Origin of the sequence: Streptomyces sp. NRRL F-5727 (genome assembly GCF_000719555.1) — a bacterium.
Lineage (GTDB): Bacteria > Actinomycetota > Actinomycetes > Streptomycetales > Streptomycetaceae > Streptomyces.
In genome coordinates this window covers 18511-32970 of the sequence record NZ_JOGX01000037.1, presented here as the reverse complement: position 1 = coordinate 32970, position 14460 = coordinate 18511, and the positions used below count along the sequence as shown (strand labels likewise).

Genomic DNA, 14460 nt, shown 5'->3' with positions numbered 1-14460 from the left:
CGGCGACCGCCCCCGGCGGCTGTACGGGCGGGTGCGGGACCACGAGTGTCGACGAGGGTCGACGAAGGTCGACGAGGGTCGACGAGGGTCGACGAGGGTCGACGAGGGTCGACGAGGGTCGACGAGGGTCGACGAGGGTCGACGAGGGTCGACGAGAGACACGGAGACGGAGAAGAGATGGCGAGCGGTACGGAGACGGCGGCGGGGCTCGGTTACGAGGAGGCCCGGGACGAGCTGATCGAGGTCGTCCGGCGGCTGGAGGCGGGCGGCACGACGCTGGAGGAGTCGCTGGCGCTCTGGGAGCGCGGCGAGGAGCTGGCGAAGGTGTGCCGGCACTGGCTGGAGGGCGCCCGCGCCCGCCTCGACGCCTCGCTGGCGGCGGAGCGCGCGGAGGAGGAGTCCGGGGAGTGAGCCGCCCGGGAGGGGCGGTCACGTGCGCTTAAACTGGCGCGAGTGAAGCGGATCACTATCCGGATCGGATAGTTGAATTTTCACCAATCCTGGGCGTACTGTCGAGACGTCGCCCGGGATTCCCCGCCGGGCGGTCCCCTTGCAGTCCGGAAGGTACGCAGCATGTCCCTCGTTCTCGACCCCGCCGCCCAGGACCTCCTCTTCCGCGAGGCCCGCACCGCCAACACCTTCACCGACGAGCCGGTGACCGACGAGCAGGTCCAGGCGATCTACGACCTGGTGAAGTACGGCCCCACCGCCTTCAACCAGACCCCGCTGCGCATCACGCTGGTCCGCTCCCCCGAGGCCCGCGAGCGCCTGGTCAAGCACATGGCCGAGGGCAACCAGGCCAAGACCGCCTCCGCCCCGCTGGTCGCGATCCTCTCCGCCGACAACGAGTTCCACGAGGAGCTCCCGGCCCTGCTCCCGCACTTCCCGCAGGCCAAGGACATGTTCTTCGCGGAGCGCCCGGTCCGCGAGGGCTCCGCGCTGCTGAACGCCGCCCTCCAGGCCGCGTACTTCATCGTGGGCGTCCGCGCCGCCGGCCTGGCCGCCGGCCCGATGACCGGCCTGGACTTCGCCGGCGTCCAGAAGGAGTTCCTGGACGACGACCACACCCCGCTGATGGTGATCAACATCGGCAAGCCGGGCGAGGACGCCTGGTTCCCGCGCTCCCCGCGCCTGGCCTACGACGACGTCATCACGACCGTCTGAGCCCCACCCCACACACGAGAGAGCCCCCCGGTGCCCGGCACCGGGGGGCTCTCTCGTCCGCGCGCGTCAGACCTTCTGGGAGCGGAGCGCGCCCGCCATCTCCGCGAGGGTGTCGAAGGACGCCGTACCGGCCACGACCGTGGTCGCCCCGCCGTCGGTCCGCACCAGCGCGTCGTACTTGGGGCCCTCCCAGCGCTGCCACACCTGGCCGGCCACCGTCTGCGTCTTCCCGGTGTTCTTCGCCTGGTGCGTGACCTTCGGGACGAACTTCTTCGGCTCCGTCGTCGACTGGTTCACCGAGACGTACTGGGTGTCCGGCGACAGGAAGCCGAGCTGCCAGGTGTCGCCCTGCTCGCGCTTGTACGAGACGACCGTCGCCTTCCACCCCTCGCCGAGGCCCTGGGGGGCCAGCACCGGGTAGGGCGCCGCCCGCTGCGCCGTGACCAGCTCGACCCGGTAGTCCTTGGCCTTCACCGGTGCCGCGTCCTCGTCGTGCGGGATGAAGAGATACATGACCCCCGCGGCGACCATGATCACCCCGAGGGACTGGAACATCCCGCGTACCGTCTGCCTGCCTCGCTTAGCTGCCACGTCCCATATGGTCGCATCACGGTCCGGCGCTCATACGTGGGCCCCTCTGCTCAATTTGTCGACCTGGCGATAGAGTCGCAGCACCCTCCTTTTTTCCGGCCGTCGTCGTACAGAAAGGTGCGCTCCGATGACCGAGCACCACCTGCCCCCCGAGCTTGAGGTCTCTCCCGAGGCCCCCGACCGCAACCTCGCCCTCGAACTGGTCCGGGTGACCGAGGCCGCCGCCATGGCCGCCGGCCGCTGGGTCGGCCGCGGCGACAAGATCGGCGCGGACGGCGCCGCGGTCAACGCCATGCGGACCCTCATCTCGACCGTCTCGATGAACGGCGTCGTCGTCATCGGCGAGGGCGAGAAGGACGAGGCGCCGATGCTCTTCAACGGCGAGCGGGTCGGCGACGGCACCGGCGCCGAGGTCGACATCGCCGTGGACCCGATCGACGGCACCACCCTGAACGCCAAGGGCATGCCCAACGCCATCGCCGTGCTCGCCGCCGCCGACCGCGGCTCCATGTTCGACCCGTCCGCGGTCTTCTACATGGACAAGCTCGTCACCGGCCCCGAGGCCGCCGACTTCGTCGACATCAACGCACCCGTCTCGGTCAACATCCGCCGGGTCGCCAAGGCGAAGCAGATGAACGCCGAGGACGTCACCGTGGTCATCCTCGACCGCCCCCGCCACGAGGGCATCGTCAAGGAGATCCGCGAGACCGGCGCCCGGATCAAGTTCATCTCCGACGGCGACGTGGCCGGCTCGATCATGGCGGCCCGCGAGGGCACCGGCGTCGACCTGCTCATGGGCATCGGCGGCACCCCCGAGGGCATCATCTCGGCCTGCGCCATCAAGTGCCTGGGCGGTGTCATCCAGGGCAAGCTGTGGCCGAAGGACGACGCCGAGCGCCAGAAGGCCCTCGACGCCGGCCACGACCTGGACCGGGTCCTCACCACGACCGACCTGGTCGCCGGCGACAACGTCTTCTTCGTCGCCACCGGCATCACCGACGGCGAGCTGCTGCGCGGGGTCCGCTACCGCTCCGAGACCGCGACCACCCAGTCGCTGGTCATGCGCTCGAAGTCCGGCACGATCCGCCAGATCGACTCCACGCACCGGCTCGCCAAGCTGCGCGCCTACAGCAAGATCGACTTCGACCGGGCGAACTGACCCCGGCCCGACGACGGCAGCGAAGAGGGGCGCCCCCTGTGCGGTGGGGGCGCCCCTTCCCGTACGAGTGCGTCGCCGCGGCCCGTCAGCCGGCCTGGGCGATCCGGTCCGCCGCGGCCGCCTTGCGGAGCTCCACCTCGCGACGCCGGCGGCGGGCCAGCACCACCCGGCGCTCGGCGGCGGTGAGCCCGCCCCACACGCCGTACGGCTCCGGCTGGAGCAGCGCGTGCTCCCGGCAGTCGACCATCACGGGGCAGCGGGCGCAGACGCGCTTGGCCGCCTCCTCCCGGGCGAGCCGCGCGGCGGTCGGCTCCTTGGAGGGGGCGAAGAACAGGCCGGCCTCGTCCCGGCGGCACACCGCCTCCGCGTGCCAGGGACCCTCCTCGTCCTCCCGCGCGGGGGCGCGCTGGGGCGGCACGGCGGCTACCTGGAGGGGCTGATGCGGCAGTTGCAGCACGGTCTACTCCTGACGACGGCTTCGCGAGCGAGCAGCGATGAACGAGCCCTACCCGCTGTGCGCGCGCCTATGCACTGCGTGCGGCTCCCATCCGGAGTCCGGACCGCCGGTGACGGATTCCGGTCAACTCCTGGCCGGAACCCGACGCGACTCAGTGCCCCAGGTGCTTGCGGATCTTGCTCTGGAGGTCGACGACCCACTTGCCGCGCTTCGGTCTCGCCTCCACGTTCCCGCACACCGTGTAGCCGTTGACCACCACCAGCGGCGCCTGCGGGTCCACCCCCTCCAGGGTCGTGACCTCGAAGTTCCCGAGGATGCCGGTGCCCGAGCCGCGCAGGCTGATGTTCTCCGGGACGCGGATCTCCACGTTCCCGAAGATCGAGGTGGCGTTGATCGTGGTGAGCGGCTGGGCGAAGATCGCCTCGGTCAGGTCGATCTCGATGTTCCCGAAGATCGCGAAGGCGTTGGTGCGGCGGGCGACCCGCCAGCGGCCCTTGCGGGTGGTGCTGGAGAAGACCGCGAGGAGCTGGTCCGCGTTCCCCTCCGCGTCCTCCGGACCGTACGCCGCCGGGGCCGGCTCCGGCCGCGCGGCGGACGGTCCCCGGTCCGCGGCCGGCAGGTCCCGCACGATCGGCTCCAGCTCGCCCACGGTCTTCGCCCGGTAGACCGCCTCGACCCGCTCCGCGTGCTCCTCCGCGTCCAGCCGCCCCTGCGCCAGCGCCTCGGCGAGGATGTCCGCGATCCGGTCCCGGTCGGCGTCCGAGGCCCGGAGCGCGCCCTGAGGATCCGCGTAGGCGGGAGACGCGGGCGCGGCGGGAGCGGCCGGGGGCACGGCCGCGGCCGGGGGCGCGGGAGCTGCGGGCGGGACCGGCGCCGCCGGTGCCTCGGGCGGGGTGGCGGCGGGCCGCTGCGCGGGGTCGGGCTGCTTTTCGAGGTCCACCCGTCCAGCCTGGCACACGCGATAGATCGCGACCAGAGCCCCGAACCCCCATCTCTCCCCTAGGGGAAGGGCCCCCGCGGCGAGTCGACGGGACCCGGCCGCCCGCGACGGAACACTCCACATCGGCGCGGTCCGAGCCCCCGGTGAGCCTTACCTCACAGGATCGGCCCCGCGCCCGCGTTCTACGCTGGAGGGCGCGCCCGCCAACGGAGGCGGCGCGCTGCTGTCTGCCGAGTGAGGAATGGCTGCCGTCATGCCAGAGTTTGCGTACTCCGATCTGCTCCCCCTGGGAGAGGACACCACGCCCTACCGCCTGGTGACCGCCGAGGGCGTCTCCACCTTCGAGGCCGACGGCCGTACGTTCCTCAAGGTCGAGCCGGAGGCGCTGCGCAAGCTGGCCGCCGAGGCGATCCACGACATCCAGCACTACCTGCGCCCGGCCCACCTGGCCCAGCTGCGGAAGATCATCGACGACCCGGAGGCGTCGGGCAACGACAAGTTCGTCGCGCTCGACCTGCTCAAGAACGCGAACATCGCCGCCGCCGGCGTGCTCCCCATGTGCCAGGACACCGGCACCGCGATCGTGATGGGCAAGCGCGGCCAGAACGTGCTGACCTCCGGCCGCGACGAGGAGGCCCTGTCGAAGGGCGTCTACGACGCGTACACCAAGCTGAACCTGCGCTACTCGCAGATGGCCCCGGTGACCATGTGGGAGGAGAAGAACACCGGCTCGAACCTGCCCGCGCAGATCGAGCTGTACGCGACCGACGGCGGCGCGTACAAGTTCCTCTTCATGGCCAAGGGCGGCGGCTCGGCCAACAAGTCCTTCCTCTACCAGGAGACGAAGGCCGTCCTCAACGAGGCGTCCATGATGAAGTTCCTGGAGGAGAAGATCCGTTCGCTCGGCACGGCGGCCTGCCCGCCGTACCACCTGGCGATCGTGGTCGGCGGCACCTCGGCCGAGTTCGCGCTGAAGACCGCGAAGTACGCCTCCGCGCACTACCTGGACGAGCTGCCCACCCAGGGCGACGCCGCCACCGGCCACGGCTTCCGGGACAAGGAGCTGGAGGAGAAGGTCTTCGAGCTGACGCAGAAGATCGGCATCGGCGCGCAGTTCGGCGGCAAGTACTTCTGCCACGACGTGCGCGTGGTCCGCCTCCCCCGCCACGGCGCCTCGCTGCCCGTCGCGATCGCCGTCTCCTGCTCGGCCGACCGCCAGGCCGTCGCGAAGATCACCGCCGAGGGCGTCTTCCTGGAGCAGCTGGAGACCGACCCGGCGCGCTTCCTGCCGGAGACCACGGACGAGCACCTCGACGCCGACGGCGACGTGGTGAAGATCGACCTGAACCAGCCGATGGAGCAGGTCCTGGCCGAGCTGACCAAGTACCCGGTCAAGACCCGCCTCTCCCTCACCGGCCCGCTGGTCGTGGCGCGCGACATCGCGCACGCCAAGATCAAGGCGCGGCTCGACGCCGGCGAGGAGATGCCGCAGTACATGAAGGACCACCCGGTCTACTACGCGGGCCCGGCGAAGACCCCCGAGGGGTACGCCTCCGGCTCCTTCGGCCCGACCACGGCGGGCCGGATGGACAGCTACGTGGAGCAGTTCCAGGCGGCCGGCGGCTCGATGGTGATGCTCGCCAAGGGCAACCGCTCGCAGCAGGTCACCGACGCGTGCGGCACGCACGGCGGTTTCTACCTCGGCTCCATCGGCGGCCCCGCCGCCCGCCTCGCCCAGGACTGCATCAAGAAGATCGAGGTCCTGGACAACGAGGAGGACGGCATGGAGGCCGTCTGGAAGATCGAGGTCGAGGACTTCCCCGCCTTCGTCGTCGTCGACGACAAGGGCAACGACTTCTTCCAGAACCCGGCGCCCGAGCCGACGTTCACCCACATTCCGGTGCGCCAGGGCTCCCAGCTCTCGTAACCTCCGGTAGCACGTCGTCCGCCCTCCGGTCCCCCGTGGACCGGGGGGCGGTGTCGTCTCCGCTACGAAAAGTCGCTACCGACCGGTAGCCAGCTGGACACTTACTGGTCAGTATGGGGCGCGAGCATGTCAACCACTGAGACGGTCGACCACTCGGGAGCCCCCCATGCCCTCTGCCAAGTCCGCGGCCATCACCACCGGCCTCCTCGGCCTGACGTCCCTCCTCGTCGTCGGGCCCGCGCCCGCCGCCTCCGCGGCGGATCCGGACAGCCACCACACCTCCGCCGCGGCGATCGAGGGGGTGGACTACACGACCTGGCGCCGGGACGTCGCCGCCGTCGTCGCCGAGGCGCGGCCCTACATCGAGGCGCGCTCCGGGAACGCCGGCACCGAGCGGCAGGCGATCGTCCTCGACATCGACAACAGCTCCCTGGAGACGGACTTCCACCCGTTCTGGGAGCTGCCGACGCCGGCCATCCCGGAGATCCGTTCGCTGGTCCGGGACGCGCACGCGCGCGGGGTGAAGATCTTCTTCGTGACGGCCCGCCCCGGGATCATCCACTCCCTCACCGAGTGGAACCTGAAGCAGGTCGGCTACCCGGTGGACGGGCTGTACGTGCGCTCGCTGCCCGACCTGTTCGCCGAGGTCAGCGCGTACAAGACGGAGAAGCGCGCCGAGATCGAGGCCAAGGGCTACACGATCATCGCGAACATCGGGAACAACACGACCGACATCGTCGGCGGTCACGCCGAGCGCGCCTTCAAGCTGCCGGACTACGGCAAGCTCTCGTAGCGGAGCTACCGGGTGATGTGGAACTCCAGCCTCGCGTAGTCCCCGTCGGGGGTGGAGCGGATGTAGCCACGGGCGTCCCGGAAGTCGCCGGTGCCGCCGGTGACCGCGATGTCGAACGCGGCCGGGGCCTCGTTCGAGGGGTCGAAGGAGATCAGGTTCTGCCCGGTGAGCTGGCCGCCCGGGCCGCCGTTCAGGACGAAGGTGCCGACGCAGAGCAGGTCGGCCGGGCTTCCGGCGCGCACCACGGTGCACGTGACGCCATCCCGGCCGACCGACTCGCCGCCCTTGGTGCGGGAGAGGTCGTCGGCGAAGGCGAAGGAGTCGCCGGGCTCGGGCGCCCGGCCGGTGTCCTCGCCGCTCTCGTCGGTCGGGACCTCTTTCGCGTACAGGGTGAACTCGAACCCGTCCACCGCGGGTGCGGCGGCCACCGGTGCGGCGGACGCGAAGGCGACGGCTGCCACGGTCGCGGCGCCGAGGGCGCCGATCCTCCTGAAGCTTCCGGTCATGGGCTGCCTCCCTGGCGGGGTGGGGAACCTCCCCCCTGCGGGCCGTCCTCACATTGTGCTGCCGCCGTCCGGGTGACGCACGCCGTCGGGGATGATGGGGCCATGCCAGCCAGAGCCCCCCTTCTCCGTACCGCCCTGCTCGCGGCCGCCCTGCTGACCGCCTGCGGTACGACCCCGGAGCCGGCGGCGCCGGCCGCCGCGCCCACGGCGGCGTCACCGGCCCCGAAGGCCCCGAAGACCCTCGGGGGCCCGGGCACCGCCTGCGTCCTGCCCGTCTCCTTCTCGCTCGCGGAGGACTGGCGGCCGGACGCGATCGACGACCCCGAGGACCCGGAGTTCGCCGCGCTCACCCGCCAGGGCCCGGCGATCGTGCGCTGCGAGGTCGACGCCAAGCGCGCCGGGAACATCGGCTTCATCCGGGTCTGGACCGCGAAGGGTCCGGCCCGTCCGGCCCTCGAAGGCTTCGTGCGGGCCGCGAAGAAGACCTCGGACGTGGTCTACCGGGACACCCGGGCCGGCGGACTGCCGGCGGTGGAGGTCACGTACACCTTCCACAACGAGGTGCTGGGCGAGAGCAAGGAGGAGCGGGCCTTCGCGGTCGCCACCCCGCAGGGCGCGGTCATCCTCCACCTCGGCGGTCTGGACACGGAGGAGCACCGCGCGATGCTCCCGGCGTACGAGCTGGCGAAGTCGAGCCTCAGGCTCTCGTGACGGGGCCGTGGCCCCCCGTCCGCACCGGACGGGGGGCCACGGCGTCCTGCCGCCCGCGGGCTAGGCGAACTTCTGGTTCGCGGAGCCGTTGCAGGTCTGGAGCCGGACCGGCTCCTTCGCCGCCCCCTGCGTCAGGCAGAGGCCGGTCGCGGCGGCGGGCCGGATGGTGGCCCCGTCGCGGACGAACTTCTGGTTGGCGGCGCCGGAGCAGTTCCAGACGATGAGCGCCTTGCCGGCCTGGTAGGCGGCGCCGGGCACGTCCAGGCAGCGGTCCTGGGTGAGTTCGGTGTGGACGGTCCGGCGGGCGGAGTCGTACCACCAGCCCTGGTTGCGGCCGCCGTGGCAGTCCCAGCCGAGGACGGCGGTGCCGTTGGCGGACTCGGAGGCGTTCACGTCGAGGCAGTTGCCGGTCGCCTCGTTCCGCAGCGGCTTGTAGACGTCGTCCCAGGCGAGCGGGAAGAGGGTCGGGGTGCCGGAGGAGTTCACGTCGGCGCAGCTCGCCTCGCGCAGGCCCGAGCCGTAGAGCTGGGTCAGGCAGGAGGCGAAGGCGGCGTGGCCGCTCTTGTTGGGGTGGAAGGACTGGCGGGTGGAGTTCTCGTCGATGCCGCCGGGCTTGGAGAGGTCGATGTACAGGCCCCGGGCCCAGGTGTCCTCCATGCAGACCTCGTGGCCGTGGAAGAGGCGCGAGTTGTCGAGGTAGACGGCGCCGGTGGAGGCGGCGACCTTGCGCATGCCGCGTTCGAAGGCCGGGACGGCGACGTTCCGGCCCCACTTGGTGTCGGAGTCGTAGCCCATGCCGCCGCAGCTCAGCTTGCCCGGGAAGTTCGGGTTGTCGTAGAAGTCGGGGCCGATGGGGCTGGGGTAGCCCATGACGACGAGCTTGTAGTCGCCGTCGGCGTACCCGGCGTCCCGCATGACGGTCCTCAGGTCGCGCACGGTCTGCTCGACCTTGGGGACGAGGGCGTCGACGCGGGCCTGCCAGCCGGGGGCGTACTTGGGCTCGCAGGTGCCCTGGCTGAGCACGTACCGGGTGACGCAGTCGGTCATGACGGGGCCGAACTGGAGGTCGTCGTTGGCGCCGGCGACGAGCAGCACCATCTTGATGCGGGTGTTGCGGGCCTTGACGGCGAGGTTGTCGCTCTGGACCAGCTCGTCCGCGTACTGCTTGCTGCCGCCGATCCGGATGTTGCCGGTGTAGGCGCCGGAGCAGGAGACGTTGAAGGTGAGGTCGGCGGCGATCCCGGTGCGGTGGATGGCGGCGTCGGGCGAGCGGTGGCACCAGTTGGTGGGACCGTTGGTGGGAGGCTCGTAGCTGCCGACGCCCTCGCCGGAGATCTCGCTGTCGCCGAGCGAGATCAGACCGGTCTTGCGCTGGTCGAGGGGGCGTTCCTCGGGGCTGCCGTAGATCTTCGTGGCCTCGGCGGCCCGGATCGCCTCCAGTTCGGGCGGCAGGGGTACGGAGGCGACGGCGGCCCTCGTACCGGTGTCGGCCGCTCCGGCGGGGGCGGCGGCGGTCAGGGAGCCGAGTGCGGCGGCCGCCGCGGCGACGGCGGCGATGGGCCACCGGAGTCTGTACCTGGTGCGCGTCATTGCGCCTCCTGGAAGTGGGGTTACCCACGGTTTTTACTGGCCGGTACACGCCTTGGGAATACATCGAACAAGACAAGTGCTCATCTTTTTATGGAGGTTGAGTGATGACCGAGGACATGAGGAACGACGAGGGCTACCGCGTCGAGCACGACTCGATGGGCGAGGTGCGGGTCCCCGCCCACGCCAAGTGGCGGGCCCAGACCCAGCGGGCCGTGGAGAACTTCCCCGTCTCCGGGCAGCGCCTGGAGCGCGCCCACATCGAGGCGCTGGCCCGGATCAAGGCCGCCGCCGCCACCGTGAACGCCGAGCTCGGCGTGATCGACCGGGACAGGGCGGAGGCGATCGCCGCCGCCGCGGAGGAGGTCGCGGAGGGCCGCTGGGACGACCACTTCCCGGTCGACGTCTTCCAGACCGGCTCCGGCACCTCCTCGAACATGAACACCAACGAGGTGCTGGCCACCCTGGCCGGCGAGCGGCTCCCGGCCGACCGGGCCGTCCACCCCAACGACCACGTCAACGCCTCGCAGTCGTCCAACGACGTCTTCCCGTCCTCCATCCACATCGCCGCCACCGCCGCCGTCACCCGCGACCTGATCCCGGCCCTCGACCACCTGGCCACCGCCCTGGAGCGAAAATCGGCCGAATTCGCGACGGTCGTGAAGTCCGGCCGTACGCATCTGATGGACGCCACCCCGGTCACCCTGGGCCAGGAGTTCGGCGGCTACGCGGCCCAGGTCAGGTACGGGATCGAACGGCTCCGGGCCTCCCTTCCCCGGCTCGCCGAACTCCCCCTCGGCGGCACCGCGGTGGGCACCGGCATCAACACGCCGCCCGGCTTCTCGGCCGCCGTCATCGCCGAGCTCGCCCGCGCCACCGGGCTGCCCTTCACCGAGGCCCGCGACCACTTCGAGGCCCAGGGCGCCCGGGACGGGCTGGTGGAGACCTCCGGCCAGCTCAGGACCGTCGCCGTCTCCCTCACCAAGATCGCCAACGATCTGCGCTGGATGGCCAGCGGACCGCGCACCGGACTGGCCGAGATCAACCTCCCCGACCTCCAGCCCGGCTCCTCGATCATGCCCGGCAAGGTCAACCCGGTGATCCCCGAGGCGGTCCTCATGGTCGCCGCCCAGGTCACCGGCAACGACACCACCGTCGCGGTGGCCGGCGCGGCCGGGAACTTCGAGCTCAACGTGATGCTCCCGGTGATGGCCAAGAACCTGCTGGAGTCCGTACGACTCCTGGCCAACGCCTCCCGGCTCCTCGCCGACCGCACGGTCGACGGGATCACCGCCAACGCGGAGCGCGCCCGCGAGTACGCCGAGTCCTCCCCTTCCGTCGTCACCCCGCTGAACAAGTACATCGGCTACGAGGAGGCCGCCAAGGTCGCCAAGCGCTCCCTCGCCGAGCGGAAGACCATCCGCGAGGTCGTCCTGGAGTCCGGCTACGTCGAGCGCGGCGACCTCACGCTCGAACAGCTCGACGAGGCCCTCGACGTGCTGCGCATGACCCGGCCGTGACGGCGGGGCGACCCCGGTGTGAAGCCCGGCCGTCCCCCACGTGACTCAAGCGTGACGCGTACCGCAGCGCGGGTGGGAGCGCGCCCCTAAGATCTGCGCATGACAGGAGCGGACGGATCGGGCGACATCCAGCACTGGGCGCCGGGGGAGCACATCCTCTGGCGCTACCGCGGCATCGGCACCGACGAGGTGCACATCTGCCGGCCGGTGACCGTCGTCCGCGACACCCCCGACCTGCTCGCCGTGTGGATGGCGCCCGGCACCGAGTGCGTCCGGCCGGTGCTCGCCGACGGCACCTCCGTGCACGACGAGCCGCTCGCCACCCGCTACACCGCGCCCCGCACCACCGAGCGCGCCCGCTGGGCCGGCAGCGGCGTGCTCAAGCTCGCCCGCCCCGGCGACCCGTGGTCGGTCTGGCTGTTCTGGGAGCGCGGCTGGCGCTTCCGCAGCTGGTACGTGAACCTGGAGGAGCCGCGCCGCCGCTGGGCCGGCGGCGTCGACTCCGAGGACCACTTCCTCGACATCTCCGTCTACCCCGACCGCAGCTGGCTCTGGCGGGACGAGGACGAGTTCGACGAGGCCCAGCGGGCCGGGCTGATGAGCCCGGACCGGGCCGCGCGGGTACGGGCCGCGGGGGCGGCCGCCGTGGCGCTCGTCGAGAGCTGGGGCGCCCCCTTCCGGGACGGCTGGGAGGAGTGGCGGCCCGATCCCGCCTGGACCGTTCCGGCCCTGCCGGTGGACTGGGATCGCACTCCGGCGCACACGGCGCCATGAGACCCTTGATGCGCCCCCGGGGTTCAAACGTAGGATCGTCCTCCGCACGGCCGACACCGGGCGAACACGACGTCACCGACCGAACGCAGCACAGCAACTGACCACACGTCACCGCACGTCATCGATGAGGGGGAGAGCAGTGCCGGAGCTGTGCCCGGGTGGCGCGCCCCCCGCCCCTGCCGTCGTCCGCGGATCGTCCGCGTCCACCGCGAACACCGCCTCCGGGGGGTTTATCCCCGGCGAACCCGCGGCATCGGCGAGAAGAGCGAGTGCATCGCACCACCGGCCCGGACGGACGGAATCCCACGCGTGACGGAGCATCCCACCTCCCACGAAGGCCGGCAGCCCCTGGCCGACCGGCCGCAGGAACAGGCGCGGCCCCGCCAGGAGGCCGCGCCCGCCGGCCTGCCCTCCGACATCCCCGCACAGCCCTCGGCGCAGGTCCCGCAGACCCCGCAGGTCCCCGAGACCCCGGGACAGCCGGCGCCCCCGGCCCAGCCGAGCCAGCCGCCCGGCCCCGCCGCGCCCGCGGTCGCCGTCGCCGTCTCCCCCGGCGCGGCCCCGGCCGGCCGGCGCGAGGGCGACCGGCTGCGCTTCGTCGGCGCCGCGACCCGGCGGATCGCCCGCGGCCTCGACCTGGACGAGATCGTCCTCGGACTGTGCCGCGCGACCGTGCCGGCCTTCTCCGACGAGATCCTGGTCTACCTCCGCGACCCGCTGCCGGTGGGCGACGAGCGGCCCGTGGCACCCTTCGTGCTGCGGCTGCGCCGCACCGACCGGCTGCGGTTAACACCCGACCTGGAGGGCGACGAGCTCGTCCTCGTACCCGATCCCGACCCGACCCCGGCCGCCGAACTGTGCGAGGTGCGCTCCGGCAGCGCCCTCTCCGAGGTGCTCCGCGGGGTCCGGCCGGTCTTCGGCGACTCCGCCGCCGCCCGGGCAGCCCTCGGCGAGCTCCTCGGCCCGGACCATCCGCTCCCCCGCGGTCTGCGGGCGATACTGGCGCCGCTGCGCGGCCGCCGGCGGGTGATCGGCGCCGCCGTGCTGCTGCGCCGCCCCGAGCAGCCGGCCTTCGAGCCGGACGACCTGCTCGTCGGCGCCCAGCTGGCCACCCACACCGCGCTCGGCATCGACAAGGCGGTGCTGTACGGCCGCGAGGCGTACATCGCGGACGAGCTCCAGCGCACGATGCTGCCGGACTCGCTGCCCCAGCCGACCGGCGTCAAGCTCGCCTCCCGCTACCTCCCGGCGGCCGAGACCGCCCGGGTCGGCGGCGACTGGTACGACGCGATCCCGCTGCCCGGCAGCCGGGTCGCGCTGGTCGTCGGCGACGTGATGGGCCACTCGATGACCTCGGCCGCGATCATGGGCCAGCTGCGCACCACCGCGCAGACCCTGGCCGGGCTCGACCTGCCGCCGCAGGAGGTGCTGCACCACCTCGACGAGCAGGCCCAGCGGCTCGGCGAGAACCGGATGGCGACCTGCATGTACGCGGTCTACGACCCGGTCTCGCACCGGATCACGGTCGCCAACGCCGGGCATCCGCCGCCGATACTGCTCCACCTGGACGGCCGCGCCGAGGTGCTGCGGGTGCCCGCGGGCGCCCCGATCGGGGTCGGCGGCGTGGACTTCGAGTCGGTCGAGCTGGACGCCCCGGCGGGCGCGACGCTGCTGCTGTACACGGACGGTCTGGTGGAGTCCCGGCTGCGGGACGTGTGGACCGGGATCGAGCAGCTGCGGGAGCGGCTCGCGGCGGCGGCCCAGCTGACCGGGCGGGACCACGCGCCGCCGCTGGAGGCGCTCTGCGACGACGTCCTCGACATGCTGGGCCCGGGCGACCGGGACGACGACATCGCGCTGCTCGCGGCCCGGTTCGACGGGATCGCGCCGAGCGACGTGGCGTACTGGTTCCTGGAGCCGGAGGACGCGGCCCCGGGCCGGGCCCGCCGGCTGGCCCGCCGGGCGCTGGCCCGCTGGGACCTGGAGGAGCTGACGGACTCCGTCGAGCTGCTGATCAGCGAGGTGGTGACCAACGCGGTGCGGTACGCGGAACGGCCGGTGACCCTGCGGCTGCTCAAGACGGACGTGCTGCGCTGCGAGGTCGGCGACGACTCCCCGCAGCTGCCCCGGCAGCGGCGGGCGCGCGAGACGGACGAGGGCGGACGCGGTCTGTTCCTCGTGAACCGGCTGGCGCGGCGGTGGGGGGCGACCCGGCTGTCCGGCGGCAAGGTCGTCTGGTTCGAGCTGGCGACCCGCGTCTGATTCCCCGCCGCTCCCGTACGTGACGAAGGCCGGCCCCTGGTGAGGGGGCCGGCCTTCGTCACGTACGGC

General features: G+C 72.2%; 14 protein-coding genes. 9 read left to right on the top strand and 5 right to left on the bottom strand.

What is annotated here, in order from left to right; translation table 11 throughout:
- The first annotated feature begins 177 nt into the window (after nt 1-177).
- Complete coding sequence (locus IF73_RS0123535; RefSeq protein ID WP_031011348.1) at nt 178-411, top strand: exodeoxyribonuclease VII small subunit; 234 nt, start codon at nt 178-180, stop codon at nt 409-411.
- Between the two features lie 162 nt (nt 412-573).
- Nucleotides 574-1164: a malonic semialdehyde reductase gene (locus tag IF73_RS0123530; protein ID WP_031011346.1), complete on the top strand. Its 591-nt coding sequence runs from the start codon at nt 574-576 to the stop codon at nt 1162-1164.
- 66 nt (nt 1165-1230) lie between these two features.
- Here the strand turns inward: IF73_RS0123530 and IF73_RS0123525 are convergent, their stop codons facing one another.
- Complete coding sequence (locus IF73_RS0123525) at nt 1231-1755, bottom strand: DUF4245 domain-containing protein (RefSeq protein WP_031011344.1); 525 nt, start codon at nt 1753-1755, stop codon at nt 1231-1233.
- 127 nt (nt 1756-1882) lie between these two features.
- Here IF73_RS0123525 and glpX point away from each other — a divergent pair, with 127 nt between their 5' ends.
- Nucleotides 1883-2914, top strand: coding sequence for a class II fructose-bisphosphatase (glpX, locus tag IF73_RS0123520; RefSeq protein ID WP_031011342.1), 1032 nt, complete (start codon nt 1883-1885; stop codon nt 2912-2914).
- Nucleotides 2915-2999: 85 nt separating this feature from the next.
- Here glpX and IF73_RS0123515 read toward each other — a convergent pair whose 3' ends face one another.
- On the bottom strand, nt 3000-3371 hold the full coding sequence (locus IF73_RS0123515) for a WhiB family transcriptional regulator (RefSeq protein WP_031011340.1): 372 nt from the start codon (nt 3369-3371) through the stop codon (nt 3000-3002).
- A gap of 151 nt (nt 3372-3522) precedes the next feature.
- Nucleotides 3523-4311, bottom strand: coding sequence for a DUF1707 and DUF2154 domain-containing protein (locus IF73_RS0123510; protein ID WP_037880205.1), 789 nt, complete (start codon nt 4309-4311; stop codon nt 3523-3525).
- A 253-nt stretch (nt 4312-4564) separates the two neighbouring features.
- Here IF73_RS0123510 and IF73_RS0123505 point away from each other — a divergent pair, with 253 nt between their 5' ends.
- Both IF73_RS0123505 and IF73_RS0123500 read left to right on the top strand, forming a co-directional pair.
- Nucleotides 4565-6238 carry a fumarate hydratase gene (locus tag IF73_RS0123505; RefSeq protein WP_031011335.1) on the top strand — a complete coding sequence of 558 codons (1674 nt, stop codon included), beginning with the start codon at nt 4565-4567 and terminating at the stop codon, nt 6236-6238.
- Between the two features lie 166 nt (nt 6239-6404).
- The gene (locus IF73_RS0123500; protein ID WP_031011326.1) at nt 6405-7031 is read left to right on the top strand and encodes an HAD family acid phosphatase; all 627 of its coding nucleotides are present in this window, start codon (nt 6405-6407) and stop codon (nt 7029-7031) included.
- A 5-nt stretch (nt 7032-7036) separates the two neighbouring features.
- On the opposite strand, the gene IF73_RS0123495 is transcribed toward IF73_RS0123500, so the two are convergent.
- A complete protein-coding gene (locus IF73_RS0123495) occupies nt 7037-7537 on the bottom strand; it encodes a dirigent protein (RefSeq protein ID WP_031011324.1) in 501 nt (166 codons plus the stop codon).
- 102 nt (nt 7538-7639) lie between these two features.
- Between IF73_RS0123495 and IF73_RS0123490 the strand changes: the two genes are divergently transcribed.
- Nucleotides 7640-8248, top strand: coding sequence for a lipoprotein (locus IF73_RS0123490; protein ID WP_031011322.1), 609 nt, complete (start codon nt 7640-7642; stop codon nt 8246-8248).
- Between the two features lie 60 nt (nt 8249-8308).
- Here IF73_RS0123490 and IF73_RS0123485 read toward each other — a convergent pair whose 3' ends face one another.
- On the bottom strand, nt 8309-9838 hold the full coding sequence (locus tag IF73_RS0123485) for a ricin-type beta-trefoil lectin domain protein (RefSeq protein WP_031011320.1): 1530 nt from the start codon (nt 9836-9838) through the stop codon (nt 8309-8311).
- Between the two features lie 104 nt (nt 9839-9942).
- Here IF73_RS0123485 and IF73_RS0123480 point away from each other — a divergent pair, with 104 nt between their 5' ends.
- The 3 genes from IF73_RS0123480 to IF73_RS0123470 all read left to right on the top strand — a co-directional run bounded on the left by IF73_RS0123480 (nt 9943) and on the right by IF73_RS0123470 (nt 14391).
- On the top strand, nt 9943-11355 hold the full coding sequence (locus IF73_RS0123480) for a class II fumarate hydratase (RefSeq protein ID WP_031011318.1): 1413 nt from the start codon (nt 9943-9945) through the stop codon (nt 11353-11355).
- A 99-nt stretch (nt 11356-11454) separates the two neighbouring features.
- Nucleotides 11455-12129 carry a DUF402 domain-containing protein gene (locus tag IF73_RS0123475; RefSeq protein ID WP_031011316.1) on the top strand — a complete coding sequence of 225 codons (675 nt, stop codon included), beginning with the start codon at nt 11455-11457 and terminating at the stop codon, nt 12127-12129.
- A gap of 309 nt (nt 12130-12438) precedes the next feature.
- Nucleotides 12439-14391, top strand: a complete 1953-nt coding sequence (locus IF73_RS0123470) for an ATP-binding SpoIIE family protein phosphatase (protein WP_031011314.1) — start codon at nt 12439-12441, stop codon at nt 14389-14391.
- Nucleotides 14392-14460: the final 69 nt, after the last annotated feature.